Genomic DNA, 24,556 nt, shown 5'->3' with positions numbered 1-24,556 from the left:
TTCAGGATTGAACAGGGTCGGGCGAGCGTCGTTGCGCGGACCAGCGTTCGAGCCAGCGCTCCAGATCGCCAGCACTCAGCGCGGGGGAGAACAGGTACCCCTGTGCCACGCGATAGCCCTGTGCGACCAGCAAGTCTCGCTGGGCTTCGTCTTCCACCCCTTCGGCCACCACGGTGAGGTGCAGATTGCGGCCGATGCTGATGATCGCGTTGGTCAGCGCACGCACTGTTTCGTCGCGCGCAATGTCGTGCACGAAGCTGCGGTCGAGTTTCAGTTCCGAGACCGGCAGTCGGCGCAGATAGCCGAGACTCGAATACCCGGTGCCGAAGTCGTCCATCGACAGGCGCACGCCCAGGTTGTGGACTTCCTCGATGATGCGCAGCGTGCTGGGGTTGTGATCCATCAGCACGCTTTCCGTGATCTCGATGGCCAGGCACGACGGCGGTAGTTCGTGATCGGCCAGCGCTTCGGCAATCGTGTGCGGCAGATCGTGATCGTGGAAGTTGGTCGGCGACAGATTGACCGACACGTTGCCGATGCCGACGCCGCGTCGGCGCCAGTCGGCCAGTTGACGGCACGATTCGCGCAGCGTCCACGTGCCCAACTCGCCAATGAGACCGCATTCCTCGGCCAGCGCAATGAAGCGTGACGGCGGCACTTCGCCGTACTGCGGGTGCGTCCAGCGCGAGAGGGCTTCTGCGCCGTACACCGACTCGTCGAGCAGATTGATCTGCGGCTGATAGAACAGCTGCAACTTGCCCAGACGTAGCGCGTCGCGCATGGCGGTCTCCAGCTCCAGCCGTTCCTGCGCGTGGACGTTCATGTCCTCGTGGTAAAAGCGCACGCTCCCCGGGCTCGTCATCTTCGCCTGATACATCGCCATGTCCGCGCGTTGCAGGAGGATGTCGAATTCCCGTCCGTGATTCGGATATAGGCTGATGCCGAAGCTGCCCGACGGCACGAGCGTCACGCCGTCGACCTGACATGGGGCGGTGAGTGCCGTGCGCATGCGCTCGATGGCGATGTCGAGCCGTTCCGGGTCGCATTCCGTGAGCACGGCGACGAACTCGTCGCCCGAGAGTCGCGCCACGATGTCCGCGCCGCGCAGCGAACGGCGCAGGCGCTGGGCAATCGTTCGCAGCAAGACGTCGCCCGCCTGATGGCCGAGCGAATCGTTGACCTGCTTGAAGCGATCCAGATCGATGAAGATGACCGCCATGCGCGTGTTCAGCTCCGACGCACTCGCGATGGCCTGTGCGGCGAGCACGCCGAGCATGCTGCGATTGGGCAATCCCGTCAGGCTGTCGGAGAACGCCAGTTGACGGATGCGCGTACGCGATTCGTCGCGCTCGAAGGCGAGTTTGCACAGATGCACGCAGACGTCGACCAGCCGCTCGTGCAGGGCGTCCGGGCCGCGTGCGGTACGGTAATAGAACGCGAGCACCCCGAGTACCCGGCCATCGTTTGCGATGATCGGCATGGCCCACGACGCCGCCAGCCCATACTCAGTCGCCATCTCTCGGTAGTCGGCCCAGCGGGGATCGTTGGCAATGTCGGTCACGATCACCGGCCGGGCCAGAAATGCCGCTGTACCGCACGTGCCCACGTTCGGGCCGATGGCGATGCCATCGATGGTCTTGTGATATTGCGCGGGCAGACTGGGCCCGGCTTGCGGACGCAGCTTGCCTTCGGCATCCACGCGCACAACCGAGGCCATGACTTCGGGCGCAATCTGCTCCAGTTCGCGGCACACGAGCGTGAGCACTTCGACGAGCGGCGCATCGCGCACCATCGCGGCCAGCGCCTTGTGCTGCAACACTTCCTGAATCTTCGATTGCGTGATGTCCGTGAACAGCACCACCGCGTTCACGAGCTTGCCCTGTGCATCGAGAATCGGGTTCGTCACGACGGAGACCCACAGCGGTTGACGCTGCGCGGTGCGCACCAGCACTTCGCAATGGCAACTGCGGCCGTCGCGCGCGGGCACGAGGCATCCGGAGAGGGCTTGTTTGACCTCGACCGCCGCCGCGCCGCTCGCGAATTCGTCCATCGGACTTTCGCCGGACGAGGCGGTCACCGACTGACCGACGACCTCGCTTGCCGCATAGCCGAGCATGCGGGTGAACCCAGCATTTACGTAACAGACGCGGCTCTGGGCGTCGGTGATGAGGACTGCGTTGTCTGTTTCGTCGACGCCGAGCGACAGCAGATGCAGACGGGCATCGTCGGCGGCCTGACGCGCCACGCGGGCCGTGACGTCGACGGCCAGCTTGATCACGAAGGCGAGCTTGCCGTCATCGTCGAAGATGGGGTTGTAGGTGGCTTCGAGCCACACGGTGCTGCCGTCGTGGCGAAGGCGGCGGACCTGATCGGTGTGCGAGCGCCGCGTGATGAGCACTTGCGCGAGGGCGTCGCCGCACGTCGGGTCGGCCGGGTCGCACAGCATGGCGTGCGGCTTGCCGATCAGTTGATCGCGCGTGTAGCCGAAGACTCCGAGAAACTTGTCGTTGACGTCGGCGACGAGGCCGTCCGGCGTGAGCGTAAGCGTGCCCAGCGACCGGTCGAGAGCTTCGAGCAGCGCTTCGCGTCCCGGTGCCGGTGTGGCGCCTGTGGCGGACGGTGAACCGGGCACGACCATCGCAAGGGCCTCCTCGGACGTCCTGCAATCATTGTCGGGGGTGACTGGGGCTGACACGCCAAAATCGCTTTCAAGTATAGCGACCTGCGGGGGCAGGCTCACGTGGGATAAACCGGGGGGTAGGCGGCCCTTATGCGGGCTTTATGGGGCCTCAAGGACCCTTTAGGCGGCCTTCACCCGGATACGCACGCCATCGACAGCGACCGTCTGGCCCGCACGGATCTTGCAGGTCTTGCGGGTCTCGAGCTGGCCGTCGACACGGACTGCGCCGTTGGCCACCATGACTTTGCCCGCGCCGCCGGAATCGACGACGCCGGTGAGTTTGAGTAGGTCGTTGAGGGCGACGAATTCGCCCGTCAGTTCAAAAGTTACGTTTTGCATAGTGGTGCGGATACTACGGAAAAACCCGGTGCGCGTCGACTGCCGTAGCGCACCGTGCCAAGGGGGTCACTTTTCGATCACGTGTTCGATGCGACGGTCCGGAATCAGCCAAACGGCGGCCATGAGCGCGTACAGCGCCAGCGAGACCGCTGGCACCACGAACGCCAGTCCGATGGCCACGGCGTAGACCACCACGGACAGCTTGCCCTTGTAGTCGCGCCCGAGGGCGTCGGCGAGCTTCTTGTTGCCGCCGTCGTGCACCGCCAACAAGGTTCTCGACAGAATGTAGTGGGCAATGGCGGCCATGCACAGCACCACGCCGTAGAGCGCCGTCGGCCAGGCGGTGAAGTGGTTCTCGCCGAGCCAGTGCGTCACGAACGGAATCAGCGACAGCCAGAACAACAGGTGCAGGTTGGCCCACAGGACCCCGCCGGACACCTTCTGGACCACCTGGAAAAGATGATGGTGGTTGTTCCAGTACAGGCCGACATAGACATAGCTGAGGATGTAGGTGAGGAACGTCGGCGCGACCGGCAGCAGGTCCGCCAGTTCGCTGCCGTGCGGCGCTTTCATCTCGAGCACCATGATCGTGATGATGATGGCGATCACGCCATCGCTGAATGCTTCGAGTCGGCTCTTGCCCATTGCGGTGGTGGTTTATGTCTTCAGTCGGGATCAGCCGACAAGGGTGGAAATCACAGCACGGCCACGCGATTGCGGCCGCCTTGTTTGGCTGCATAAAGCGCGCGGTCGGCGCGTTGCAGCAGGGTACTGAAATCGGCGTCGTCCGGACCGAGGCTGGCGACACCGATGCTGGCGGAAAAGCGCACTGGAGCGTTCCCATTCGTTCCGTTACCCGGGACGCTCGCGCCGTTGATCGCGACGAGCATACGCTCCGCCGCCTGCAAGGCACGTTGTGCATCGGCCTCGGGCAGCAGCACGGCGAACTCCTCGCCGCCCAGACGGCCGATCACAGTACTCTTGCGCAGCGCGGCCCGCAACACCAGCGTCAACTCGACGATCACCCGGTCGCCGATGGTATGCCCCCAGGTGTCGTTGATCCCCTTGAAGTGGTCGATGTCGAGCATCAGCACCGACAGGCGGCGCTGCTGCGCGCGGGCGACCGCGAACAGCCGGTCGGCCTGCATGAGGAAAGCCCGACGGTTGAGCAGGCCGGTCAGGCCGTCGCGCATCGCCATGTCGCCGAGCACCCGGTTCACGCGGCGCAGTTCGAGTTCATCCACCACAAGAGAGGACAGATCGGCCAGCAAGCCGCGTTTCTCGTCGTCGAGATCGCGGGGACGGCGGTCGATCACGCACAGCGTGCCCAGCCGGTGCCCTTCGGGGGTGCGCAGCGGCGCGCCCGCGTAGAAACGGATGTTCGGGTCACCGGTCACGAGCGGATTGTCGGCGAAGCGTCGGTCGGCACGGGCGTCGGGCACGACGAGCACATCGTCGCTGAGAATGGCGTGAGCGCAGAACGCCATTGAGCGCGGCGTTTGCGAGGCATCGATGCCGCGGCGCGCCTTGAACCACTGGCGCGATTCGTCGATCAGGGAGACGAGCGAGATCGGCGCGCCCAGCACGTGCGAGGCGAGTCGCACGATACGGTCGAAGGCGGGTTCGGGCGGTGTGTCGAGAATCTCATAACGACGCAGCGCGGCGAGGCGCTCCGCCTCGTCGAGGCCCACGCCGGTGGCGCGGCCAAGTGGCGAGCCCGCCGAGCGCAGGAGACGGGCGCGGGCGTCGTTGAGATCGTTGGCGTCGGAGGAATCGTGGCCGGATGCAGTCATGTCGCGACGGGTGGGCAGGGCCCAGCGGGTGGACGACAGCAGTGCCGTTGACGGAGATGGTTCGGGCCGCGAATTCGGCAACTGCACGAAAGGTTCGAACGACTCGTGATGCTCGAAGCGCAAAGCAGAGGCAAGCGACGCACCGGGCGCGACGGCCATGAAAGGCGATGCGCTCGGCACAGACTTCGCAGACAGTTCAGGTGCTACGACGGAACGGCCGTGGAGCCACGTGGACTCACGATCGAAGACCTCCGTAACGCTGTCAATTCTGCCCCGCCCGGGGCTACTTGGCAAATAGGGCGACGCGACGGCACCCGCACCTGTCTCCACGACGTCGACCCTGTCCGCGCGATGGCCCATGCCGCCAGTACCACCCGTACGCCACAAGGCGTGCGCGGTCTGTGCGGGACGATCGCTGCTGTAGAGGCTATCGGTGCTGTCGGTCGAACGGCGCGGCGGCAAGGTGTGGCTCATGGCGGGTTGTCGGAGAGAAGTGTCGGGCTAATTGCCGGGTTTGACTTCGAAGGCTTCGCCGGTCTCGAAGAAGTTGCCACCGGCGATGTAATGCAGACTGCGCGATGTGCCGGGTTCGAACTGCCAGTGCCCGTCGCGAAACGCACGCGGATCGGCCCACGCCGCCACGACTTCGCCGAGGAACAGGTCGTAGCGATCCTGGTTGTGCGGCTCGGGAATCACCCGGCATTCGAGCCATGCGAGGCAGCCGTCGATGAGCGGCGCGGCGATGTGCGAGCCGGTGAAGGCTGTCACGCCGGTGCCCTCGGCGAACTTGTCGGTGTCACGTCCGGACACCGAGCCGACGGCCAGCGTTTCACGCGCAATCACGCGCGCGGGCACGTTCAGCGAGAACTCGCCCGAGGCTTCGACCAGCTCACGCGTGAGTGTATTGCGGTCGATGACGACGGCGACCTTCGGTGGCGAGAAGTCGAGCGGCATCGACCACGCGGCGGCCATGACGTTACGACGTCCGTCGTGCGCGCTTCCTACGAGCACGGTCGGGCCGTGGTTGAGCAGACGGTAGGCTTTGGGAAGTTCGACGGGCAGACGTTCGGTCATGGCAAGAGGTCCGTGCAGGCGGCGATCCGTTGTCGGGCCGCATGTTGATGGCGGACCATGATAGCGCGCGGCATGCCATCCGAAAAAGGCGGCCCGCAGGGTCAGCTGCGGGCCGTACAAACGGCACGCCGCGGGGAGCGCGTGCCGGATCAGATGTGCACGCAGTATTTCATGGGTTCGTCCCAGTCCAGTCCCCGTCCGCCGGGCGTTGCGTCATCGAGCAATTTACGTAGAAAACCGTGCCGCAGAGACCTTGCGAGCGCGCGCCTATACTTGTGCGAAAGCTGCCGGAATTATCGGGATGGCGATCCCGTCGACGAACGGCCGAAGCGCGGCCCGTGTCGCGCCAATGGGAGGCTCCGGGATGGGCAAGGTCTATGTCGGTACAGCGTCGTGGACGGACAAATCGCTGATTGCCTGCAAGCGGTTTTATCCACCGGGACATACGTCTGCCGAAGCGCGTCTGCGCTTCTACGCCAGCCAGTTTTCGATGGTCGAGGTCGACAGTAGTTACTACGCGATGCCCTCGGGATCCAATGCGCGGCTGTGGGTCGAGCGCACCCCGGACGCGTTCGTCTTCAATATCAAGGCATTCCGTCTGCTCACCGGCCATCAGACCCCGCGCATTGCTTTGCCCAAGGATCTCCAGCCCGAACTGCCGCCGGGGCCACGCGCCAACGTCTACTACAAGGACCTGCCGACCGCGCTGATCGATGAGATCTGGCGGCGCTATCTGGAGGCCATCGAACCGTTACACGAGGCAGGAAAGCTCGGTCTGGTGCACTTCCAGTTTCCGCCGTGGCTGACGGGCGATAAGTCGAGTCGCGAGCATGTCGAAGCCTGTGCGCAGCGCATGACCGGTTACGGCGTCGCCGCCGAGTTCCGGCATCGCGGATGGTTCGACGGTGAGCGTTGCGACAAGACGCTGGCGTGGTTGCGCGAGATGGGCTGGGTCAACACGACGGTGGACGAGCCGCAGGGCTTCACGAACAGCATCCCTCAAGTCTGGGAGACGACGTCGCCACTCGCGGCGGTCGTGCGTCTGCATGGCCGCAATGAGCAGACGTGGAACGTGCGCGACAGCACGGCGGCGTCCGACCGCTTTAATTACGACTATCGCGAAGCGGAACTGGCCGCGCTGGTCGATCCGATCCGCGTGATCGCCAAAGTCGTCGCGCGCGTGTACGTCGTGTTCAACAACAATTACGAGGATCAGGGGCAGCGCAACGCCATGACGCTCATGCAGTTGCTGGGTGACGATGCCTTCGGCGTGCCTGGCCAATCGACCGATCTTCTGACGCCATGACCCCATGACGCGATGACACCCTGAAGGCATCGCGCCTTCGCGCCAGCGCATATCCATTCCCCGGCCTTACGAGTTGCTCCATTCGGGATGTTGTCGCATTACCATGCGCCAACATCAGAATGGGAGGCGTTATGCGCCGGCTAATTGTCACTGCCTTGTTGGTTGGCGCAACGGGGTTGCAGGGCTGCGCAAGTTCGGCGCAAACGTTTCTGCTCGGCACCGCAGTGGGTGCCGTTGCCGTGATCGGTGCGGCAGGGTGTTCGCTCGCCTGCCGCTGATTCAACAACTATTACGTGGATTACGAGGCGCTGTTGTGCGTGAGGAACGCCTCGATCACTGAAGCGAAATACGGCGGACACGCTTGCATCGGGTAGTGCCCGCAGTTCGGCATGACTTCCAGCGTCGCATTCGGATGCCAGGCGAGAAAGGTCTGCGCCATCGCGGCCGCATCGAGTCCGGGATCCTTATCGCCGACGATCACCAGAAACGGGGTTTCCGCACCTTCTGCCCCCTGAACTTCTGCGGCGAAATCCGTTGTCACCAGCATATCGAGGTATCGCGCACGGCAGGCCGGTGAAACCGTGGTGCGGTTCTGCCTGACCTTGCGATCCACCCAAACGTCGGATAGCCCGCCGCTGACGAATTTGAACAATCGCCGCAGGGCGTCGTCGTTGTTCGTCGTGCTGGAGAAGAAGGCGAGGGCCTCGGGATTCAGCCGGTTTCCGGCCGCCGACACGGGGCATACGGCGACGGCGCTTGCAATGCGCGACGGTGCATCGACCGCCAGACGTTGCGTCACCATCCCCGTCATCGAATGACCGATCACGTGAAACCGCGACCAGCCGAGATGATCGGCGAGCCTGAGGCAATCGGCGGCGATTTCGTCCACCGTGTAATCGCCCGTCAAATCGATGGAGAGTCCGTAGCCGCGCAGATCGACGAAGACGTAAGTGAATGCGCGCCCGTCGAGCCAGGGCATTGCGGCGTCAAAGCTGGTGTGATCGCCGAGCCAGTCGTGCATGACGAGCACGGGCGTGGGGCCATCGCCATATCGTGCATGGCCGAGGAGGTTGCCAGCAGCGGCGAAGCGTTCTGCGGAAATAGTCATGTCCTGATTCCTACGTTGTGAGTGGAACCAAAACGAAACGCCCTCCCGGCGAACCGGGAGGGCGTTTTCAAAGTGAACCGATCATATCAAGCCGTCACGAGCGGGTCAATCGCGTTCTGACGTTCCTGACGTCAAACCTCGACCGTCTCGATAACCGCTTCGCATTCGATCGGGAAATTGACCGAGTTGGCGATGTAGCACTTCTCGTGGGCGGCGTGATGCAGATGTTCGGCGAGTGCGACGTCGCCGCCCGCACGAATCGTTACGTGCGGACGCAAGACGATTCGGGTGAAGCGTCCTTCGGTGGGCGTGTCGAGCATCGTGCCGACGGCGTTGTCCTCATACCGCTCGACGATAATTCCGGCCTCGGCGCACAGATGCAGGTACCAGAGCTTGTGACAGGCGCTTGCCGACGCGACCAGCAAATCTTCCGGATTCCAGCGAGCGGCATCGCCGCGAAAGGCCGGGTCCGACGAGCCGGGGATCGTGGGTTTGCCGTCGGCGCGAATCTCGTGATTGCGTCCGTACGCGCGATAGCCCGATGTGCCGCTGCCCTGATTGCCGATCCATTCCACATTGACGCGGTACTCGTGTTCGCCTGATGCCATGTCTGCTCTCCACTGAAGGCCGCGGCCGATGGGGATATGAAAAAGGAGATGGGGAGCCGGGCCCTTTCGCGATTCTCTCAGTCCCGTGCACGAAATGCTGGCCATTTTCGGCCATCAAAAGGACGGATTCCGTCCTCGACGCCACCCCGTCCGTCAAACCTGTCAAACCCGTCAAACGTCAGGCCAATGGCTCCGTCGTGAGTGCGCGCGTGAGGCCGTGCATCGGGCGGCGCATGGCGACGTCGAACGGATTCGTTTGCGGGCCGATCAGTTCGGCCTGACGCCGCAACAGTTCCACCACCATCGGCAGGCGGTCCTGCGACAGTCGCGCGGCCAGCGTGCCCACGCTCAGCGCGGCCACGGCGTGCCCCATGCGGTCGAACACCGGCACGGCGACCCCGGCCATGCCGTCGAGCACACCGCTGTTGCTCCCCGCATAGCCCAACTGACGCACCCGCTCGATCTCCGTGCGCAGATACACCTCGTCGAGCACGCCGTAGCCGCGCAGTCGCGGCACGTTAAAGCGGATGATCTCCTCGCGCTCGGCCTCCGGCAGGAACGCCAGAATCGCCAGACTGCCCTGACCGACGCCCAGCGCCACACGTCCACCGATGTCGCCGGTAAACGAACGGATCGGGAAGGGGCCTTCGCACATGTCGAGGCAGACGGCATCGAAGCTGCTGCGCACCAGCAGAAAGATCGTGTCGCCCAGACTCGCGCACAGCCGCAGCAGCGACGGGCGGCACAACGTGCGCATGCCGCTCGGGTTGCCCGCCTGCGCGGCCATCGCGAAGAAATCGATACTCAGCCGGTACAGCTTGGACGACTCGTCCTGTTCCACGACCTGCTCGGCGATGAGCGCGTGAAGAATGCGGTGCACCGTCGCCTGACTCAGGCCGACGGCTTTGGCGATGTGGGTGACGCGCTCGCCTTCGGGCTTGGCTTCGCCGAGGGCGCGGATGACGGCAAACGTGCGTTGCAATATGCCCGCGCCGGCGGATTCCGCAGACGAGCTTGCCGTTGCGCGGGGTGAATCGGAGGTGGTCATCAGGGTCTCGAATATTCCGTCAAACGAAATATTAACGTAAGCCGCCACGAGTTGAAAACTGGCGCGATGCGTCGAAACCCGCAAAAACAATCAATATTCAGCATAAGTTAGGGATTATCCCGAGACGGTGGCGCGAAACGAAAGGCTTTGTCCATCCGTGAAACATTCCGTCAAACGAAATAATCTGAAAATTTATCTCATTTCGCGGAATCGTTATCTTGCGACATGCAATTTGGCTCGCTACTGTTCGATGCAATTGCATTTCACGCGACGCGCGAGCGTCCAAAGGTAGTGACCATGTCTTTTCTGACTTTGACGGATGTTTCCAAGACGTTTGGCGAGCTGAACGCCGTCTCGAACGTCAATCTCTCGGTGGAGAAGGGCGAGTTCGTCTCGCTGCTCGGCCCCTCGGGCTGCGGCAAGACCACCACGTTGCAGATGATCGCGGGCTTTGTCGAAGCCACGACCGGGCGCATTACGCTCGACGGGCGCGACATCACGAACATGCGGCCGAACAAGCGCGGTCTGGGCATCGTGTTCCAGAGCTACGCGCTGTTCCCGCACATGACCGTGGCGGATAACGTCGGCTTCGGTCTGGAGATGCGAGGCGTCGACAAGTCGGAACGCAAGGACCGCGTTCGCGAGGCGCTCGCGCTCGTGCGGCTCGAAGCGCTCGGCCATCGCTTCCCGCGAGAGCTCTCGGGCGGCCAGCGTCAGCGCGTGGCGATCGCCCGCGCCGTGGTGATCGCGCCGCCCGTGCTGCTGCTCGACGAGCCGATGTCCAATCTCGACGCCAAGCTTCGCGAAGACATGCAGTTCGAGCTGCGCTCGATCCAGCGCAAGATCGGCACCACCACCATCATGGTGACGCACGACCAATCCGAAGCACTGTCGATCAGCGATCGCGTTGTGGTCATGGAAGCCGGGCGCATTACGCAGGTCGACACGCCGTACCGCGCTTACGAGCGTCCGGAAACACCGTTCGTCTCGCAGTTCATCGGTAAGGCAAACATGCTCGACGGTCGCGTGGCCGCGCGCGACGGCGAGCATCTGCATATCGAGCTGGGCGCGCAACTCACACAGCGTGCCGCGTTGGCGGACCTCGCGCCGCGCGACCGTGGCATGGCGGTCGGCGACGCCATCACCATGTGCCTGCGTCCGGAAAAGGTGCGCTTGTGCGCCCCGTCGACCGGCCGTCTGTCTGCGACGGTGACGAGCCGTTTCTTCCTCGGCAGCCAGTGGCTGTACCGCGTCGACAGCGCGTTGGGCGAGGTGCTCGTGTGCTGCCAGAACGAAGGCGGCGAGCCGCTGAGCGAAGGGGCGCCGGTCGGTCTGGACTGGCAGCCGGAGGCGGTGCGTTTCGTTTCCGCAGGAGCGTGCTCGAATGGCTGAGACGCTGCAAGTTCCGCGTACGGACGCCGCGCCAGTTGCGCGCGCGCCGTGGAGCGCCTATCTGCCGATGTGGGTGATGAGTGCGCCCGCCATGCTGTTGTTCGTGGCGCTGGTGCTGATCCCGTTGCTCATGACGCTTGCGCTCACGTTCTATCAGTTCGACCCGGCAAGCGGCCCGATTGCGGCGTTCCAGTTCGAGAACTACAAGGAAGTGCTGTTCGACTCGTACTTCCACACGATCTTCCTGCGCACGTTCGGCATCTCGCTCACGGTCACCGCGATCTGCGCTGTGGTGGGGACGTTCGAAGCCTACGTGCTCTCGCGCATGGGCGACCCGTGGCGCTCGCTGTTCCTGCTGATCATTCTCTCGCCGCTGCTCGTGTCAATCGTGGTGCGCGCGTTCGGCTGGAGCATGTTGCTCAGTTCGGGCGGCCTGATCAATCAGGCGTTCGGGCTGGTCGGCATGGGGCCGTTCAAGATGGAATACACCAACTTCGCCATCGTCGTGGCGCTGGCGCACGTGATGCTGCCGTTCATGGTGATTCCGGTGTGGACGTCGCTGCAACGCCTCGATCCGCAGACGGAAAACGCAGCGCTCTCGCTCATGGCGTCGCAAGCGACCACGCTGCGCCGCATCGTGCTGCCGCAACTGGTGCCGGGCATTTTGTCGGGCAGCCTGATGGTGTTCGGTCTGTCGGCGAGCGCTTTCGCGATCCCGAGTCTGCTGGGCGGACGCCGTCTTAAAGTGGCCGCCACCGCGGTCTACGACCAGTTCCTCAGCTCGCTGAACTGGCCGCTGGGCGCGACCATCGCCGTGTTGCTGCTGGTGGCGAACCTGATCGTGATGCTGACGTACTACCGTCTGCTCGACCGCCGTTACTCGCGCAGCATGGGCTAACGCCGATGCTGTCGCCGAACTGAAGCAGAACAGAACTCACTCGCCATCATGCGTAAAAACAGTCCCCTGGCGCTCGCGTTCCATACGCTCGTCATCCTCTTCGTTCTCGCCCCGATGATCATCGTGGTGCTGGTCGCGTTCACGCCGGAGCAGACGCTCTCGCTGCCCACGCGCGGCATCTCGCTGCGCTGGTTCCGGGCGATTCTCGACTATCCCGACTTCATCGCGTCGTTCTTCACCAGCCTGAAGCTGGCGTTCATCTCGGCCACGCTGTCGCTTGCGATTGCGTTGCCTGCGGCGCTCGCCATCGGCCGTTCGCGCTTCCCGGGCCGCAACTTCCTCAACGGTCTGCTGCTCTCGCCGCTGGTGATTCCGGGCCTCGTGCTCGGCATCGCGCTGCTGCGCTTCTTCGCCATGCTCGGTGTGACGGGCTCGTTCGGCGCGCTCATCTTCGCGCACATGATCGTTGTGACGCCGTTCATCATGCGTCTCGTGCTCGCCTCGATCAGCGGTCTGGATCGCAGCGTCGAGAACGCGGCGGCCTCGCTCGGTGCGGGATCGTGGACGACGTTCCGTCGCGTGACCATGCCGATGATTCTGCCGGGCATTACCGGTGGCTGGCTGCTGGCGTTCATCAATAGCTTCGACGAACTGACGATGTCGGTCTTCCTCACTGCGCCGCAAACCGTCACGTTGCCGGTCCGTATGTATATGTACGCCACCGAGTCGATCGATCCGATGATGGCGTCCGTTTCGGCGCTCGTCATTGCCGTCACGCTTGGCGCGATGTTGTTGCTCGACCGCATCTACGGTCTGAATCGCATTCTCATCGGCCAGCACTGAACGCGCGCTCCACGACGACTCTTATGTCCAGCTCTTCCCAAACTCCTCAAGACGTGCGCGCGTCTGGCTCGTCCGTTTGCCATCCGCAGTTGACGCGTCTGGCCGAGACTGCACGTGCACCCGTGACTTTCTATATCGACGGAGAACCGGTGCAGGCGCTCGCCGGTGACACGTTGCTCACTGCCATCCTCACGCATCAGCGGCACGTGCGCATCAGCGAATTCAGCGGTACGCCGCGCGCCGGTTTCTGCATGATCGGTGCGTGTCAGGACTGCTGGGTGCGTTGCGAAACGGTGAGCGCCGACGGTGGCGACGCCCAACTCACGCGCTTGCGCGCCTGCTCGACGACGATACAGGCGGGCATGCGCATCGTCACGCGCGCGGCTGATGCGAACGAAGTGCACGGAGGCTCGCATGGCTGAGCGCACCGTGAATGCCAGTGACACCAACATCGCCAATGTCGTGATCGTCGGCGCAGGCCCGGCGGGCATTCGTGCCGCGCAAACGCTGGTCGCTGCGGGCGTGCGTCCGATCGTGCTCGACGAGAACATTCGCTGGGGCGGTCAGATCTATCGTCAGCCGCCGCAAGGCGCAGGTTTTGCACGCAGCAAGCAGGCGCTGTACGGCTTCGAAGCGGCGAAGGCCGATGCCGTCCACAGCACGATGGCGGCGCTTCTGCCGCAGGTCGATTACCGGCCTGAGACGCTCGTGTGGGCGTGCGATCCGCAGCGGTTGCACACCATGCATGGCGGACGTGAAGCGCCGGTCCCGTTCACGCATCTGATCATTGCCAGCGGCGCGACCGACCGCGTGCTGCCCGTGCCGGGTTGGACGTTGCCGGGCGTGTACACGCTGGGCGGCGCGCAGGTCGCGCTCAAGGCGCAGGGCTGTGCGATTGGCGAGCGCGTCGTGTTCGCGGGCACCGGGCCGCTGCTGTATCTCGTGGCGTACCAATATGCGAAAGCCGGTGCGAATGTCGTCGCCGTGCTCGATACCAGCCCGTTTGTGGAACAGGCGAAGGCCGCGCCACGTCTGCTGAGTCAGCCATCGACGTTTGCCAAGGGCGTTTATTACCTGGGATGGCTGCGCGCGCGCGGCGTGCGCGTCGAATACGGCGTGACGCTCGAAGGCATTGATGGCACGGCAGGCGTGCGCGCAATTCGCTGGCAGCACAACGGTCGCGAGGCGAGCGTCGAATGCAGTGCCGTCGGTCTGGGCTTCGGCCTGCGACCGGAGACGCAACTGGCCGATCTCGCGGGTTGCCGCTTCGTGTTCGACGATCTCAACCGATGCTGGTTGCCCGAGCGCGACGCCGCCGGACGCAGTTCGCAACCCGGCATCTATCTCGCAGGCGACGGTGCGGGCATCGCGGGGGCAGACGCCGCCGAACTCGCAGGCCGTCGCGCGGCGCTGGCGTTGCTCGAAGACCTTGGCATTGCGGCCCCGTCCATGCCGGACGCGCCGGACGCGCAGACCATCGAGCGCAAGCTCGCGAGCATCCGTCGTTTTCGCGAAGGCATCGAGCAGGCGTTTGCGCTGCCGAAAGATCCTGCCGCGCAATGGCCCGACGACATGCTCGTCTGCCGTTGCGAGGAAGTCAGTGCAGGCACGTTGCGCGAGTGCGTTCGTCAGGACGGCGTCACCGAAATCAACCGCCTGAAGGCGCTCACCCGTGTGGGCATGGGCCGCTGTCAGGGTCGCATGTGTGGCGAAGCGGCATGTCATGTGCTGGCCGACGCCAGCGGACAGACGTATGCGCAAGTGGGACGGCTGCGTGCGCAGGCGCCGATCAAACCGATTCCGATTGCTCCGATGTTATTCGACGAAAACGTCGCCGCCATTCCCGAGGAGGCGCGCGATGAGTGAGACCCTGCATTACGACGTGGTCGTCGCTGGTGGCGGGCTGGTCGGTGCCTCGGCCGCGCGGGCTTTGGCCGAGCGTGGCCTGAAGGTCGCGCTGTTCGAGCGGCGCTATTGTGGCGCGCAGGCCAGCGGCGTGAACTATGGCGGCGTGCGCTGTCAAGGCCGTCCGGAGGTGCAGTTGCCGCTCGCCATGCGGGCACGAAGGATCTGGGATCGTCTGCCCGAACTGATTGGCATCGACGGCGAATTCGTCCGCTCGGGCCACCTGCGGCTCGCGCGTCGTGAGAGCGATCTCGAACCCCTCGACGCGTGGTCGGCGATGGCGCAGAACTACGGCCTGTCCACGACGGTCTTTCGCGGCGCGGAGTTTCGCGAGCGCTTTCCGTGGCTGGGGGATGGCGCTGTCGGTGGTTCGCTGTGCATGAGCGACGGTCACGCGAATCCGCGTCTGGTGTCGCCCGCCTTCGCGCGTGCGGCCCGCGCCCTCGGTGCAGACGTGCGCGAGCGCACCCCGATTACTTCGGTTACGCACGACGGCGTGCGCTTCCAACTGACGGCGAAACCGGAAGTCGGCGACGAGCTGCACGTGAGTTGCGACTGGTTGCTCAATACCTCCGGCGCGTGGGCGAACCACATTGCAGGCACGTTCGGGGAGCGTGTGCCGATGCATGCCATCTACCCGAACATGTGGGTGACGGAGCCGTTGCCCAAGTTTGTCGGACACAACCTCGGCGTGTACGGCGGCGGCGTGTATGCGCGGCAGGTCGAGCGCGGCAACTGCGTGATAGGCGGTGGACGCGGTACCGGTGATGGCGAATACGCCCAGCCGTCGGCCGACACCACGCGTGCCGTGATGCGTGAAGCATGCGCGTTGCTGCCCGCGCTGCGCAATGCGCTGCTGATTCGTACGTGGAGCGGTGTGGAAGGCGAGACGCCCGACGACAACCCGATCATCGGCATGAGCCGCACGACACCGCGTCTGGTGCATGCGTTCGGCTTCTCGGGTGGTGGCTTCCTGCTCGCGCCGGGCGTGGGTGAAGTGCTGGCCGATCTGGTGACACAGGGAGAGACGGCCACGCCGATCGATGCCTTCGCCGTCGACCGCTTTGCCGCAGTCACTGCCACGCACGCCGTAGTCTGAGGAACCTCACGCATCCCCAACGTTCAGAGTCCGTCCCAAACAACATTCCTAACACCCTGGAAACGCAAGGAGAACCACGATGAAGCTGTCTAAGAAGGTCGTCATGTGCGCTGCGGCGCTGGCATTGGGCGCGAGCAGCGCAGCCTGGTCGCAGTCCAAAACGCTCTACATCGGCATGAATGGCGGCCCGATGGAAAAGGCTTACACGAGCCAGGTCTTCCCGGAGTTCGAGAAGGCCAACAACGTGAAGGTCGTGGTGGTGCCGGGCACGTCGTCGGATGTGCTGGCCAAGCTGCTTGCCAACCGTAACAGCCCGCAAATGCATGTCGTGTTCCTGGACGACGGCGTGATGGCGCGCGCCATCAGCATGGGCGTGTGCCAGAAGCTCGACGACTCGCCCGTGCTCAAGGAACTGATGCCGTCCGCACGCGTGAAGGACGACATGGGCGCTGGTGTGCAACTGGGCATGACCGGTATCGGCTACAACACCAAGCTGTTCAAGGAGAAGGGCTGGGCCACGCCGACCTCGTGGACCGACTTCGCCGATCCGAAGTTCAAGGGCAAGGTGGTGTTCCAGTCGGCGTCGAGCAGCACGTTCGGCCTGCATGGCTTCCTTGCACTGAACCGCATCTGGGGCGGCAGCGAGACGAACGTCGAGCCGGGCTTCACGAAGTGGGCGTCGACGGTCGGCCCGAACGTGGTCGAGTACATCCCGAACTCGGCCAAGCTCTCGGAGATGATCCAGACGGGTGAAGCCGCGATCTTCCCGCTGACACCGACGGCCGTGAGCGATCTTCAGGACAAGGGCATTCAAGTCGGCTACGTTGCGCCGAAGGAAGGTGCGGTGCAGTTGCTCGTCGACCTGTGTGTAGTGAAGAACAGCCCGGACAACGCGATGGCGCAGAAGCTCGCGCAGTATCTGCTGTCGGCCAAGGGCCAGTCGCTGGCCGCTGCCGCCGGTGCGTACATCCCGACGAACCCGAAGGCGACCGTCCCGGCCACGATGCAAACGCGTCTGGGCAAGCTCGACGACCTGACCAAGAACATCAAGACGGTCGATTGGGATGCCATCAACCAGCGTCGCGCGCAATGGGATCAGCGCTGGAACCGTCAGATCGAGCAGTAATCATGTAGTCATGTTGCGGGCCGACGTCACATCACGTCGGCCTGTGCCGCCAGCACGTTGAAGGCCCCCACGAGTTGCGCGTGGTCAGCGGGCATGACGAAAGCATGCAGCGCGTGCGCTGGCTCGTCGAGCATCAGATAGCCAAGACTCCACGTCGAGAACGCCCCCGGCTGGCGCGGCGTGCCGTCGAGCAGCACCTGGATGGACGAGTGGTGACGCGACGCTTCGATGCGCTGGCGGGCGTCCGCCAAAGGCTCGGCAGGCCCTTCGATGTACTGATAGAAGGTCGTGCCGTCGTAAAGCAGCAGGCCGGTGATGCCGTAGGTTTCGTTGAAGCCGCGGGAATGCACGATGATTTTCGAGAGCGCCACCGGATCAAGATCGGGCAGGGCTCGGCTGGTGTATGCGTAGCACTCGATCATTATTTTTGATGTCCCCCAAGTCACTCGTCGACTTTGCGTCAACGCACATTAGAATACTCCAAGTGCGAAGCCGGGGACTCCAGCGTCATGCCGATCAACTATCTTCGTGGCTTTACCCAACCGGTGCGCACGGACGCGGCGAATCGGCGCTTGGGCTGCTCGCTCGCTTTCGTTGCCGGGGCGGCTAACGCCGGTGGTTTCCTGGCCGTCGGGCAATATACGTCGCATATGTCGGGGATCGTGGCGTCGCTCTCCGATCATCTCGCGCTCGGCCAACTGGTGCTGGTGCTTGCTGGGCTTAGCGCCCTGGTGGCGTTCCTGCTGGGGGCGGCCACATCAAGCGTGCTGATCCATTGGGGGCGCCGCCACCACACCCAAAGCGAGTACGCGGCACCGCTCATGTTCGAGGCGCTGCTCTTGCTGACGTTCGGCGTGATGGGGGCGAATCTGGAGAGTCACCGGGTGTTGTACGTGCCCGCCGCGGTGGGGCTGCTGTGCTATGTGATGGGCTTGCAGAATGCCATCATCACCAAGATATCCCGGGCCGAAATTCGGACGACGCACGTCACAGGCCTCGTGACGGACATTGGTATCGAACTCGGCAAGATGGGTTACTGGAACCGGCCGGGTGTAGCGCAGGAGTTGCCGCCGGTGGCCGGTGACCGGCAGAAGCTGCGGCTGCTCTGCGCGCTGCTAGGAATGTTCTTTCTGGGCGGCATGATCGGGGCGCTGGGCTTCAAGCATCTGGGTTTCGTCTCCACGATCCCGCTCGCAGTGGTGCTCATCATGCTGGCCATCGTGCCGCTGCTCGACGACTTCTCGCAGAATGTGCGTTAGTGGACGTTGGCGCACTTAAGCGCACGGCATCCTCACCGATCCTCACACCGGTATCGCTGTCAGGCCCTTCGCTATGACTACAAGCTCAGGTGTACCCAGTTCGCGCAATCCCGCAGGAAGCTGGACCCGCAAGCGGCTGCACGCGGTGTCCGCCAAGTTCGACGACTACCCATGGATGATCGGTGTAATCGGCACGATCATCGCGCTGGCGATCCTCGCTGGTGTGGCGCTGCTGCTGCGCGCCGACCGGCAGGCGCGTCACGAACACGCGCTCGAGCGTGCGCAAAGCGTGGCGTCGGTGGTCGCGGCGAGTCTGGGTGGCAACATCGCGGTCTACGATGCGTTGCTCATGGAGATGGTGCGCGAGGCGGAAGATCCGGCCACGCCACTGTTTCCGGACCAGGTGCGCGACCGCGTGCGCTTTGGACAGGCGCTGAGCCGGGACTTTCTGGACGACGCTTATGTGGTCGACAAGAACGGGCGCATTGCCGCGCCGCTCGACCGGACGCAAGGTGCCCCCGTCAGTGTGGCCGATCGCGACTACTTCCGCTCGCATGAGAGCAGTCCGTCGCTCGGCCTGTACATCTCCCAGCCCTACGCGTCACGCACGCACGGCGGCCGGTTGTCGGTGGCGCTCACGCGCCGTATTGCGGCACCCGATCATTCGTTTGCCGGAGTTGCGGTGCTTGCGCTGCGGCTAGATCGTCTGAGCACGCTGGTGAACGACGTAGATTCGGCCGATCTGAAATCCATCGACATCGTGGAAGAGAAGGGCACGGTGCTGGCCTGCGATCCATGCTCGGGTGCGCAGCCGGGCCAACTCGTCGTCTTGCCGGGCAACGCGGCGCGTAACGGCGATCTCGCGGCAGCGCTGGCATTTCCGCGTGGAACGCAGGCGAGCGAGTACCGGTCCGTGCGGGTGCCGGGGGCCTCGATGTTCGTCGTGGTCACGCCGTCGACGGCTGACCTTCTGCACGAATGGCAGCGCCAAGCCATGTTGTTCGGTGCAATTGCCCTCGCGTGCGCTGCCACGCTGATCGCGGGCTCATGGTTGCTGGTGGCTGCGATGCGCACACGGGCCGCGGCCGCTGCACGGCTCATGAGCCTGTCGATGACCGACGGGCTCACGGGCCTCGCCAATCGTCGCGCGCTCGACGCCAAACTCGGCAGCGAATGGCGGCGCGCGAAACGCTCGGGCAGCCCGTTGTCGATCCTGTTTGCCGATATCGACGACTTCAAGCATTTCAACGACGCCTACGGTCATTCGATGGGCGACGATGTCCTGCGCGCCGTCGCGAAGAATATCGGTGGGCATGTGCGGCGCGACAGCGATATGGCGGCGCGTTACGGTGGCGAAGAGTTTGCCGTGGTGCTGCCCGATACCGATGCGCATGCGGCCGAGGTGATGGCCGAACAGTTGCGACGCGACATCGAGCGTCTGCATATCGATCACGAAGGGAGCGCCGCAGGTACGGTGACGGTGAGCGTGGGGGCCGCGACGGGGCGCGCGGCTGAGTGCGACAGCGCCGACGCCATCCTGAAGGCCGCCGACGCGCAATTGCGTGAGGCCAAGCAAAATGGCCGCAATCGCGTGAGCGCGGTGGTGCTCAGAACGAAGGCGGGGAGCCGCAGCGCCGAGGAGGGGCGTCAACTGTGATTTGTGCGGGCGACAACGCGAAAAGACGCTGGGACAATGGCGTCACGTCGAAAGATAACGAATCACTTATCGGGGGCTTTATGAACCGCACCAAATTCTTCGCAGCCATCGTTTGCCTGACGGGCCTTCTGACGTTCGGCCATGCCAGCGCTCAGTCGTACCTCGGTTCGAGCGACCTCGGCAGCATCCGTCAGTCCAATCAGACACCGGCGGTGAGCACGGCCGTGGCCGCAGTGGGCAAGCCGACCGCAACGGTCTCGGACGCCCACGCCGCCAGCGCGAGCATCAATCGGACGGCGAGCGAGCGCAACGGGCCTTCCACGGGGCCGAGCGACCAACAATTGGCGGCGACGAACAACGCGCTCGACACGCGTAATTTGCAGCACCCGCGTCAGACGAAACCCTCTGCCAGCACGGTCCGTGGGTCGCGGTCGGAATAAGCGGTCGGAATAGTCGGGTGGATCAAGCGGGGGAGATTAATCGGCCATCGCCGGAATGGCACCTTCCTGAAACAACACACGCGGGGCGTCCATCGTGCCGTCCTCTTCGTCGACCAGCACTTCGTACGCGGCAATCCCCGCGAAGCCGGAGGCCATCGACTGCGCAATGCGCACCGCGCCGAACTCCGTACTTGCCTGACGCAACTCGCCCGGCTGCAGAACGCCGTCCTTGTTCTTGCGATACGGCACGACGATGAACTTGATGGATTTGGCGTCGCTCATGGTGTCACTCACGATGAAATGGAATGATGGGAAATGTAGCATGACTACTGTATAAAAATACAGGTATCCGCATCATTTTTTCGCCATACAACATCTCGTAATGTCGACATAACTAGTCAATATTCGTATATTCCCGCGCCTCTTGATAGCCTGCGGTTCTAATCGCGAATTGTTTTCCCACCAACTCGCGGCCAAAACTACAAGTATCGAGAGCATCGAATGAACGCAGGCAATCTGATTTCGGCGAACCGGCTCAAAGACGGTCTGGTCGTCTGGCTGGATGAACAACACAACTGGGTAGACGAACTGACGCAGGCGCACGTGTTCGATGCCGACAGTCTCGATCAGGCGCAAGCCGCCGCCAAGGCGTCCGCTGCTGCGAATCTGATCGTCGATCCCGTACCGCGTCCGGCTGAGGTGAGCGAAGTCGGCCCGGTGCCGGTGGACTTTCGCGAGCAACTGCGCTCGCGTGGCCCGTCGGTGCGCGAAGACCTCGGCAAGCAGGCCGTCGACGCCGACACGCAAGCGGCCCTGGCGCATGCCCCGGCCCTGACCGTCGCCCCGGAACATGCAGGCATCTATCGGTATGACCCGTCGGAGCGCCAGTACCTCAAGGATCGCGCGAACGAATTCGGTCAGCAGGTGGCGCGCCGTCTGAGCGGCGAACTCAGCGAGGACGACTTCAAGGTCTACCGTCTGATGAACGGCCTGTACCTGCAACTGCACGGCTACATGCTGCGCGTGGCAATTCCGTACGGGACCCTGAGTGCGGTTCAACTGCGTCAGTTGGCCTACGTAGCGAATCGCTACGACAAGGGTTACGGTCACTTCACCACGCGTCAGAACCTGCAATTCAACTGGCCGACGCTCACCGATTCGCCGGACATTCTGTCGGCATTGGCAGACGTCGATCTGCACGCCATTCAGACGAGCGGCAACTGCATCCGCAACGTGACGACCGACCAGTTTGCCGGTGCAGCGAAGGACGAAGTTGTCGATCCGCGCGTGTACGCCGAGATTCTGCGTCAATGGTCGACCGACCACCCCGAATTCACGTATCTGCCGCGCAAGTTCAAGATCGCCATTACTGGCGGTCAGACGGACCGCGCCGCTGTGCGTTTCCACGACATCGGCATTCTGGCGCGCACAAACGAGCAGGGCGAAGTCGGCTTCCAGATTTATGCGGGCGGCGGTCTGGGTCGCACCCCGATCGTGGGCACTCTCGTGCGCGAGTGGCTGCCTGAAGCCGATCTGCTGCGCTTCGTCGAGGCGATTCTGCGCGTGTACAACGCGTTGGGCCGTCGCGACAACATCTATAAGGCGCGCATCAAGATCCTCATCAAGGAAATGCAGCCCGCGAAGTTCATCGAGATGATCGAGGAAGAATTCGCGCGCATTGCACAGACGCATCGTCCGCTCGCGGAGAACGTCATCGCGGCGATTGGCGAGCGTTTCATCCTTCCCGAATTCGAGACGCTGCCCGCCGAGTCGACCGTCTTCGCACAAGCCTACGCGAACGACATCGACTTCAAGCACTGGGTCGACACCTGCACGCACGAACACAAGGCGCCGGGCTATATCAGCGCGGTCGTCTCGCTCAAGCCCGCCAGCGGTATTCCGGGTGACGCGAGTGCACAGGAAATGCTGGTGCTGGCCGATCTGGCCGATCAATACTCGTTCAGCGAACTGCGCGTGACGCACGAGCAGAACCTTGTGTTGCCGCACGTGAAGCGCGACGAACTGCATGCGCTGTGGAAGCAACTGAAGGCCAACGGTCTGGCGACGCCGAACATCGGTCTGATTTCGGACGCGATTGCGTGCCCGGGGCTGGACTATTGCGCGCTGGCTAACGCACGTTCGGTGCCGGTGGCGCAGCGTATCGCGCTGCGCTTCACGGAAGAACAACAGCGCGATATCGGCCCGGTGACGCTCAACGTGTCGGGCTGCATCAACGCTTGCGCACATCACCACGTGGCGCACATCGGTATTCTCGGTGTAGACAAGGCGGGCAAGGAAAACTATCAGATCACGCTGGGCGGCTCGGCGGACGACAACGCGGCCGTCGGCAAGATTCTCGGCCCGGGGGTCTCATACGAAGCGGTGCCGCAAGTGATCGAAAACATCCTCGGACGCTATCTGAAGCTGCGCAACGAAGGTGAGCGCTTCATCGATACGCTCGGACGCGTGGGTGCAGAAGAATTCAAGGGAGCTTTGCATGTTGATTGATCGTAACGGACTGCCCGCCGAGGACGTCTGGACTTATGTCGCCACGGACGCCTCCGATGCAGCCAACGACGCCAGCGCAGCGGAGCAGGTAAGCAGTGACACCGTGCTGCCGCTCGACGCATGGCTTGCGGCGGACGCGCAGGGCGTGGCACCTGCCGGTATTCGCGTGCAGGGTCACGACGACCCTGAGCGCATCGCGGCGCTGTTGTCGAAGCTGGAACTCGTGGTGATCGAATTCCCGAAGACGCGCGACGGCCGTGGTTTCACGTTGGCGAAGTTCCTTCGCGACAAGTGGCAGTTCAAGGGGGCCATCCGTGCGGCGGGCCCGCTGTTGCCCGACCAGTTGGCGATGTTGTGGGCGTGCGGCTTCGACAGCCTGCTCTCGCCGTCGGAAGTGCCCACGGCACGCTGGCGCGAAGCGGCACTGGCCGCGCAAGTGCGTGCCGGACGTCCGCGCACGCTGCTTGCTCGTCTGACCGCCTGAAGACTCAAACGACGTGACACGGCCCGGTGCATTCCCATGCGCCGCCGTGCACGCAGCCTTCAGAACGGAAATTCCAAAAGTAGAACGAAAGTAGAAAGTAAAGCGAATTTCCCAGCATTTGCGGACGCGTTCGGGTTGATGGCGCGTTGAAAGGCAACGCAAGGTCGCCTGACGCATACTGCGGCGACGGCAAATTTCCTACCCGTGCGTAGGAATAGTTCGGGGGCTTGCGCCGTTATCTCCCCATCACTGCTCGTTTCCCCTTTCCGTCTGCACTGCGCGACATCGCAATTCCATCATGAAGACAACAGGACGTCTGCCGCTGCGCGCGGCCCTTATGGGGGCGCGCCTGGCGGTATTGGCGCTGGCCTTGCACGGCGCGGCCGCCGTGGCGCAGGACTTCCAGGTGCGCGACAGCACCGGGGCTGCATTGGACGATGCGGTCGTCTATCTCACCCCGGAGGACGGCAAGGCGCCAGTGGCGCGTCCTGCATCGGCGTCCATCGTCCAGCAACACAAGATGTTCATGCCGCTGGTCACCGTCGTGCAGAAGGGGGCGGCCGTCGACTTCCCGAATCGGGACGACATCGCCCACGACGTCTATTCGCTTTCCGACGCCAATCGCTTCGAGCTGAAGCTGTATCGCGGCGGGTCGAAGCGTGTGGTGTTCGACAAGCCCGGCGTGGTCACCATCGGCTGCAACATCCACGACATGATGATTGCGTACGTCGTGGTCGTGGACACGCCGTACTTCGCGAAAACCGGTGCGACCGGCCGGGGCGAGCTGCCGCAAGTGCCGGAGGGTCGGTACCGCGTGGCAGTCTGGCACCCGCGTCTGGGCAACGCACCGGCTGCCGTCGTCGGCACATTCAGGCTACCGGCGGACACCTCAGTCGGGGCCAAGCCGCTTTCGCTGACGTTGCCGCTGCACGGGGACTGACGCGTGTCGTTCTTTCCTGCACTCCTGAGATTGCCTGGCCGACTGCACG

Annotated in this window: 25 protein-coding genes; 15 read left to right on the top strand and 10 right to left on the bottom strand. The window is 63.8% G+C overall.

Features of this window, described 5'->3' with window-relative positions; all coding sequences use genetic code 11:
* Nucleotide 1: 1 nt before the first annotated feature.
* From ACIQWO_RS07685 to ACIQWO_RS07665, 5 genes are all read right to left on the bottom strand, one after another.
* Entirely contained in the window at nt 2-2,638 is a 2,637-nt protein-coding gene (locus ACIQWO_RS07685) for an EAL domain-containing protein (protein ID WP_402821369.1), read from the bottom strand.
* A gap of 162 nt (nt 2,639-2,800) precedes the next feature.
* Nucleotides 2,801-3,019 carry an RNA-binding S4 domain-containing protein gene (locus tag ACIQWO_RS07680; RefSeq protein ID WP_233326110.1) on the bottom strand — a complete coding sequence of 73 codons (219 nt, stop codon included), beginning with the start codon at nt 3,017-3,019 and terminating at the stop codon, nt 2,801-2,803.
* Nucleotides 3,020-3,085: 66 nt separating this feature from the next.
* A complete protein-coding gene (locus ACIQWO_RS07675) occupies nt 3,086-3,664 on the bottom strand; it encodes a TMEM175 family protein (protein WP_150574631.1) in 579 nt (192 codons plus the stop codon).
* Between the two features lie 50 nt (nt 3,665-3,714).
* Entirely contained in the window at nt 3,715-5,286 is a 1,572-nt protein-coding gene (locus ACIQWO_RS07670; RefSeq protein ID WP_402821364.1) for a GGDEF domain-containing protein, read from the bottom strand.
* A gap of 27 nt (nt 5,287-5,313) precedes the next feature.
* The gene (locus tag ACIQWO_RS07665; RefSeq protein ID WP_402821361.1) at nt 5,314-5,886 is read right to left on the bottom strand and encodes a flavin reductase family protein; all 573 of its coding nucleotides are present in this window, start codon (nt 5,884-5,886) and stop codon (nt 5,314-5,316) included.
* Between the two features lie 364 nt (nt 5,887-6,250).
* Between ACIQWO_RS07665 and ACIQWO_RS07660 the strand changes: the two genes are divergently transcribed.
* Together ACIQWO_RS07660 and ACIQWO_RS07655 are read left to right on the top strand one after the other, a co-directional pair.
* On the top strand, nt 6,251-7,192 hold the full coding sequence (locus tag ACIQWO_RS07660; protein WP_402821906.1) for a DUF72 domain-containing protein: 942 nt from the start codon (nt 6,251-6,253) through the stop codon (nt 7,190-7,192).
* Between the two features lie 131 nt (nt 7,193-7,323).
* Nucleotides 7,324-7,470, top strand: coding sequence for a hypothetical protein (locus tag ACIQWO_RS07655; protein WP_402821358.1), 147 nt, complete (start codon nt 7,324-7,326; stop codon nt 7,468-7,470).
* Nucleotides 7,471-7,490: 20 nt separating this feature from the next.
* Here the strand turns inward: ACIQWO_RS07655 and ACIQWO_RS07650 are convergent, their stop codons facing one another.
* From ACIQWO_RS07650 to ACIQWO_RS07640, 3 genes are all read right to left on the bottom strand, one after another.
* The gene (locus ACIQWO_RS07650; protein ID WP_402821355.1) at nt 7,491-8,300 is read right to left on the bottom strand and encodes an alpha/beta fold hydrolase; all 810 of its coding nucleotides are present in this window, start codon (nt 8,298-8,300) and stop codon (nt 7,491-7,493) included.
* Between the two features lie 131 nt (nt 8,301-8,431).
* The gene (locus ACIQWO_RS07645; RefSeq protein ID WP_402821352.1) at nt 8,432-8,908 is read right to left on the bottom strand and encodes an OsmC family protein; all 477 of its coding nucleotides are present in this window, start codon (nt 8,906-8,908) and stop codon (nt 8,432-8,434) included.
* Nucleotides 8,909-9,086: 178 nt separating this feature from the next.
* The gene (locus tag ACIQWO_RS07640) at nt 9,087-9,956 is read right to left on the bottom strand and encodes an IclR family transcriptional regulator (RefSeq protein WP_402821349.1); all 870 of its coding nucleotides are present in this window, start codon (nt 9,954-9,956) and stop codon (nt 9,087-9,089) included.
* Nucleotides 9,957-10,253: 297 nt separating this feature from the next.
* Here ACIQWO_RS07640 and ACIQWO_RS07635 point away from each other — a divergent pair, with 297 nt between their 5' ends.
* From ACIQWO_RS07635 to ACIQWO_RS07605, 7 genes are all read left to right on the top strand, one after another.
* Nucleotides 10,254-11,348: an ABC transporter ATP-binding protein gene (locus tag ACIQWO_RS07635; protein ID WP_402821346.1), complete on the top strand. Its 1,095-nt coding sequence runs from the start codon at nt 10,254-10,256 to the stop codon at nt 11,346-11,348.
* Nucleotides 11,341-12,246: an ABC transporter permease gene (locus tag ACIQWO_RS07630; protein WP_039397742.1), complete on the top strand. Its 906-nt coding sequence runs from the start codon at nt 11,341-11,343 to the stop codon at nt 12,244-12,246. Before ACIQWO_RS07635 ends, ACIQWO_RS07630 begins: the two co-directional genes overlap by 8 nt.
* 48 nt (nt 12,247-12,294) lie before the next feature.
* Nucleotides 12,295-13,089, top strand: coding sequence for an ABC transporter permease (locus ACIQWO_RS07625; protein WP_150574625.1), 795 nt, complete (start codon nt 12,295-12,297; stop codon nt 13,087-13,089).
* Nucleotides 13,090-13,112: 23 nt separating this feature from the next.
* On the top strand, nt 13,113-13,511 hold the full coding sequence (locus ACIQWO_RS07620) for a (2Fe-2S)-binding protein (protein WP_402821341.1): 399 nt from the start codon (nt 13,113-13,115) through the stop codon (nt 13,509-13,511).
* Nucleotides 13,504-14,955 carry an FAD-dependent oxidoreductase gene (locus ACIQWO_RS07615; protein WP_402821338.1) on the top strand — a complete coding sequence of 484 codons (1,452 nt, stop codon included), beginning with the start codon at nt 13,504-13,506 and terminating at the stop codon, nt 14,953-14,955. The genes ACIQWO_RS07620 and ACIQWO_RS07615 overlap by 8 nt, the downstream gene beginning before the upstream one ends.
* Entirely contained in the window at nt 14,948-16,093 is a 1,146-nt protein-coding gene (locus ACIQWO_RS07610; RefSeq protein WP_402821335.1) for an NAD(P)/FAD-dependent oxidoreductase, read from the top strand. Before ACIQWO_RS07615 ends, ACIQWO_RS07610 begins: the two co-directional genes overlap by 8 nt.
* A gap of 79 nt (nt 16,094-16,172) precedes the next feature.
* The gene (locus ACIQWO_RS07605) at nt 16,173-17,219 is read left to right on the top strand and encodes an ABC transporter substrate-binding protein (protein ID WP_233326099.1); all 1,047 of its coding nucleotides are present in this window, start codon (nt 16,173-16,175) and stop codon (nt 17,217-17,219) included.
* Nucleotides 17,220-17,245: 26 nt separating this feature from the next.
* Here ACIQWO_RS07605 and ACIQWO_RS07600 read toward each other — a convergent pair whose 3' ends face one another.
* Nucleotides 17,246-17,641, bottom strand: a complete 396-nt coding sequence (locus ACIQWO_RS07600; RefSeq protein WP_150574620.1) for a BLUF domain-containing protein — start codon at nt 17,639-17,641, stop codon at nt 17,246-17,248.
* An 87-nt stretch (nt 17,642-17,728) separates the two neighbouring features.
* On the opposite strand from ACIQWO_RS07600, the gene ACIQWO_RS07595 reads away from it, so the two are divergent.
* The 3 genes from ACIQWO_RS07595 (at nt 17,729) to ACIQWO_RS07585 (ending at nt 20,575) form a co-directional block, all read left to right on the top strand.
* Nucleotides 17,729-18,478, top strand: coding sequence for a YoaK family protein (locus ACIQWO_RS07595; protein WP_402821331.1), 750 nt, complete (start codon nt 17,729-17,731; stop codon nt 18,476-18,478).
* Between the two features lie 73 nt (nt 18,479-18,551).
* Nucleotides 18,552-20,135: a diguanylate cyclase gene (locus tag ACIQWO_RS07590; protein WP_402821328.1), complete on the top strand. Its 1,584-nt coding sequence runs from the start codon at nt 18,552-18,554 to the stop codon at nt 20,133-20,135.
* 80 nt (nt 20,136-20,215) lie between these two features.
* Nucleotides 20,216-20,575 (top strand): hypothetical protein, encoded by a 360-nt coding sequence (locus tag ACIQWO_RS07585; protein ID WP_402821325.1) that lies wholly within the window; start codon nt 20,216-20,218, stop codon nt 20,573-20,575.
* A gap of 36 nt (nt 20,576-20,611) precedes the next feature.
* On the opposite strand, the gene ACIQWO_RS07580 is transcribed toward ACIQWO_RS07585, so the two are convergent.
* Complete coding sequence (locus tag ACIQWO_RS07580) at nt 20,612-20,857, bottom strand: hypothetical protein (protein ID WP_039402924.1); 246 nt, start codon at nt 20,855-20,857, stop codon at nt 20,612-20,614.
* A 219-nt stretch (nt 20,858-21,076) separates the two neighbouring features.
* Here ACIQWO_RS07580 and ACIQWO_RS07575 point away from each other — a divergent pair, with 219 nt between their 5' ends.
* The 3 genes from ACIQWO_RS07575 to ACIQWO_RS07565 all read left to right on the top strand — a co-directional run bounded on the left by ACIQWO_RS07575 (nt 21,077) and on the right by ACIQWO_RS07565 (nt 24,507).
* Complete coding sequence (locus tag ACIQWO_RS07575; RefSeq protein WP_402821322.1) at nt 21,077-23,083, top strand: DUF2849 domain-containing protein; 2,007 nt, start codon at nt 21,077-21,079, stop codon at nt 23,081-23,083.
* Entirely contained in the window at nt 23,073-23,567 is a 495-nt protein-coding gene (locus ACIQWO_RS07570; RefSeq protein ID WP_402821319.1) for a DUF934 domain-containing protein, read from the top strand. Before ACIQWO_RS07575 ends, ACIQWO_RS07570 begins: the two co-directional genes overlap by 11 nt.
* A gap of 298 nt (nt 23,568-23,865) precedes the next feature.
* The gene (locus tag ACIQWO_RS07565) at nt 23,866-24,507 is read left to right on the top strand and encodes a methylamine utilization protein (RefSeq protein ID WP_402821316.1); all 642 of its coding nucleotides are present in this window, start codon (nt 23,866-23,868) and stop codon (nt 24,505-24,507) included.
* Nucleotides 24,508-24,556 lie beyond the last annotated feature (49 nt).

The organism is Pandoraea sp. NPDC090278, from assembly GCF_044772185.1.
Classification (GTDB): Bacteria; Pseudomonadota; Gammaproteobacteria; order Burkholderiales; family Burkholderiaceae; genus Pandoraea.
The sequence above is the reverse complement of the archived record's forward strand: the minus strand, read 5'-3'. Positions and strand labels throughout refer to the sequence as shown.